This window comes from Halostella limicola (assembly GCF_003675875.1).
In the GTDB taxonomy this organism is placed as follows: domain Archaea; phylum Halobacteriota; class Halobacteria; order Halobacteriales; family Natronoarchaeaceae; genus Halostella; species Halostella limicola.
The window spans coordinates 1-4,265 of the sequence record NZ_RCDI01000010.1; the positions used below are offsets into that span (position 1 = coordinate 1).

Genomic DNA, 4,265 nt, shown 5'->3' on the forward strand with positions numbered 1-4,265 from the left:
CGAGGGGTACGTCCAGGGTAGGAGTGAAATCCTGTAATCCTGGACGGACCGCCGGTGGCGAAAGCGCCTCGAGAAGACGGATCCGACGGTGAGGGACGAAAGCTTGGGTCACGAACCGGATTAGATACCCGGGTAGTCCAAGCTGTAAACGATGCTCGCTAGGTGTGGCACAGGCTACGAGCCTGTGCTGTGCCGTAGGGAAGCCGAGAAGCGAGCCGCCTGGGAAGTACGTCTGCAAGGATGAAACTTAAAGGAATTGGCGGGGGAGCACTACAACCGGAGGAGCCTGCGGTTTAATTGGACTCAACGCCGGACATCTCACCAGCTCCGACAGTAGCAGTGACAGTCAGTGTGATGAGCTTACCAGAGCTACTGAGAGGAGGTGCATGGCCGCCGTCAGCTCGTACCGTGAGGCGTCCTGTTAAGTCAGGCAACGAGCGAGACCCGCATCCTTAATTGCCAGCATGGCCCTTGTGGCTGATGGGTACATTAGGGAGACTGCCGCTGCCAAAGCGGAGGAAGGAACGGGCAACGGTAGGTCAGTATGCCCCGAATGAGCTGGGCGACACGCGGGCTACAATGGCCGAGACAGTGGGACGCAACGCCGAGAGGCGACGCTAATCTCCTAAACTCGGTCGTAGTTCGGATTGAGGGCTGAAACTCGCCCTCATGAAGCTGGATTCGGTAGTAATCGCGCCTCAGCAGGGCGCGGTGAATACGTCCCTGCTCCTTGCACACACCGCCCGTCAAAGCACCCGAGTGAGGTCCGGATGAGGCCAGGACTCCTGGTCGAATCTGGGCTTCGCAAGGGGGCTTAAGTCGTAACAAGGTAGCCGTAGGGGAATCTGCGGCTGGATCACCTCCTAACGACCGAGACCACCCCGACGGGGTGGCTCACCACGGTCCGTCCTTCGACGACCACCGCCCGCCCGATCGGCCGGGCACCTCAGAACTACCAAGGCTAACACGGGCCCATAGCTCAGCGGTAGAGTGCCTCCTTTGCAAGGAGGATGCCCTGGGTTCGAATCCCAGTGGGTCCATGTACTTCGGAATCACCAGACGGGACCGACGCCCTTAAGTGGGCATCGCCCCGACGGTTGAATCCGAACGAACCGATGCACCAACCCGCGAAAGCGCGGTTGGGAAGGGTTGAGTGCGCCCCCGGTGACACCCTGGGGCGGACGATGAGGCCGTGTGTACGTGCAATCCAGACGTCCACTGGACCCGTTCTCCGGGTCACAGTGACATATATCGCACTACCAGCGAGGTAGTGCACCACAACGTGGCTACTGTGCCACCTGGTGGATAGCTCGGCTCGAGTGCCGATGAAGGACGTGCCAAGCTGCGATAAGCTCCAGGGACCCGCACGGAGGGTAAGAACTGGAGATTTCCGAATGGGAATCCCCTCGCAATTGCTTCGCGCAATGGGGAACGCCGGGAATTGAAACATCTCAGTACCGGCAGGAAGAGAAACCAAACGGGATGTCGTTAGTAACGGCGAGTAAACGCGACACAGTCCAAACCGAAGCCTTCGGGCAATGTGGTGTTCGGACTGACCCCCATCATCGGACCGTCTACATGAAGTCTCCTGGAACGGAGCGTGATACAGGGTGACAACCCCGTAATGTAGACCAGTACGATGTGAGTCAGCTCCAGAGTATCGGGGGTTGGATATCCCTCGTGAATACGGCCGGCATTGACGGCTAAGACTAAATACATCTCGAGACCGATAGCGAACAAGTAGCGTGAGCGAACGCTGAAAAGCACCCCACAACGGGAGGTGCAATAGGGCTTGAAATCAGGTGGCGATCGAGCGACGGGGCATACAAGGTCCCCCGAAAAATGACCCAGGCGCGAGCCTGCAGTAAGAATCGGAGGAAGCCGATGTTCCGTCGTACGTTTTGAAAAACGAACCAGGGAGTGTGTCTGAATGGCAAGTCTAACCTGAGTATCAGGGAAGGCGCAGGGAAACCGACATGGTCGCAGGGCTCTGCCCCAGGACCGCCGTGTTCAAGCGCGGGGAGTCATTCGGACACGACCCGAAACCGGACGATCTATGCGTGGGCAAGGTGAAGCGTGCCGAAAGGCACGTGGAAGCCTGCTAGAGTTGGTGTCCTACAATACCCTCTCGTGACCTACGTATAGGGGTGAAAGGCCCATCGAGTCCGGCAACAGCTGGTTCCAACCGAAACATGTCGAAGCATGACCTCTGCCGAGGTAGTTCGTGAGGTAGAGACACTGATTGGGAGACCCAACTCCGAGAGGAGTTGGCCTCCCTGTCAAACTCCGAACTTACGAACGCCGCTGACGCAGGGAGTCCGGTGTGCGGGGTAAGCCTGTGCACCATGAGGGAGACAACCCAGAGCCGGGTTAAGGTCCCCAAGTGTGGATTAAGTGCGATCGAAGGTGGTCTCGAGCCCTAAACAGCCGGGAGGTGAGCTTAGAAGCAGCTACCCTCTAAGAAAAGCGTAACAGCTTACCGGCCGAGGTTCGAGGCGCCCAAAATGATCGGGGCTCAAATCCACCACCGAGACCTGGCGGCGCCAGTCACATGGCGATCCAGTAGGTTGGCGTTCTGTTCGGGTGGAAGCACGGGCGAGAGCTCGCGTGGACCGTCCAGTAACGAAAATCCTGGTCATAGTAGCAGCGTTAGTCGGGTTAGAACCCCGACGGCCGAACGAGCAAGGGTTCCTCGGCAATGCTGATCAGCCGAGGGTTAGCCGATCCTAAGTCTCACCGTAAGTCGAATGAGACAACAGGGAAACTGGTTAATATTCCAGTGCCATCATGCAGTGAAACCGACGCTTTGGGGTCGCCTGAGCCGGGCTATCGCCCGGTCGAACCGTCAAACTCCGTGGACGCCGTAATGGCAGGAAGCGGACGAACGGCGGGATAGGGAAACTCAGGTCAACCTAGAGCCCGTGAAAAGGGAGCATGATGTTCGTACCAAGAACCGACACAGGTGCTCGTGGCGGCGAAAGCCAAGGCCTGTCGGGAGCAACCGACGTTAGGGAATTCGGCAAGCTAGTCCCGTACGTTCGCAATAAGGGATGCCTGCCTCCGACGAGGCAGGTCGCAGTGACTCGGACGCTCCGACTGTCTAGTAACAACATAGGTGACCGCAAATCCGTAAGGACTCGTACGGTCACTGAATCCTGCCCAGTGCGGGTATCTGAACACCCAGTACAATGGGGCGAAGGACCCGTTAACGGCGGGGGTAACTATGACCCTCTTAAGGTAGCGTAGTACCTTGCCGCTTCAGTAGCGGCTTGCATGAATGGATCAACGAGAGCGTCACTGTCCCAACGTTGGGCCCGGTGAACTGTACGTTCCAGTGCGGAGTCTGGAGACCCCCAAGGGGAAGCGAAGACCCTATAGAGCTTTACTGCAGGCTGTCGCTGGGACACGGTCGCTAATGTGCAGCATAGGTAGGAGTCGATACACAGGTGCGCGCGCCAGCGCGTCGCCGAGACAGCATTGAAATACTACCCGTTAGTGACTGTGACCCTCACTCCGGGAGGAGGACACCGGTAGCCGGGCAGTTTGACTGGGGCGGTACGCGCTTGAAAAGATATCGAGCGCGCCCCAAGATTTCCTCATCCGGGTCGGAGACCCGGAACTGAGCGCAAGAGCATAAGGAAGTCTGACAGTGACATTCCCAACGAGTGTCGCTGACGCGAAAGCGTGGTCTAGCGAACCAATCAGCCTGCTTGATGCGGGCGATTGATGACAGAAAAGCTACCTTAGGGATAACAGAGTCGTCACTCGCAAGAGCACATATCGACCGAGTGGCTTGCTACCTCGATGTCGGTTCCCTCCATCCTGCCCGTGCAGAAGCGGGCAAGGGTGAGGTTGTTCGCCTATTAAAGGAGGTCGTGAGCTGGGTTTAGACCGTCGTGAGACAGGTCGGCTGCTATCTATTGGGGGTGTCACGGAACCTGACGGGAACGATCGTATAGTACGAGAGGAACTCCGATTGGTCACCACTGGTGTACCGGTTGTCCGAGAGGGCACGCGCCGGGCAGCCACGTGACACGGGGTAAGAGCTGAACGCATCTAAGCTCGAAACCCACCTGGAAAAGAGGTTCCACCATAGGTCACCCGTAGAAGACGGGTTCGATAGACTCGGGGTGTACGCGCCAAGGCAACGAGGCGTTCAGCCCGCGAGCACTAACAGACCAACGCCACACACTCATCGCACTGTACCCACAGAACGGGTCCAGGCGTCAACTGGATTGCACGTACACCACGGCTTCATGCCACCG

1 tRNA gene and 2 rRNA genes are annotated in these 4,265 nt (G+C 58.1%); all 3 read left to right on the forward strand.

Features of this window, described 5'->3' with window-relative positions:
• Nucleotides 1-865: ribosomal RNA gene (locus D8670_RS20505) — 16S ribosomal RNA — on the forward strand; the annotation flags it as partial.
• A 103-nt stretch (nucleotides 866-968) separates the two neighbouring features.
• Nucleotides 969-1,040 (forward strand) — tRNA-Ala (locus D8670_RS20510).
• A gap of 237 nt (nucleotides 1,041-1,277) precedes the next feature.
• Nucleotides 1,278-4,193, forward strand: a 23S ribosomal RNA gene (locus D8670_RS20515).
• Nucleotides 4,194-4,265: the final 72 nt, after the last annotated feature.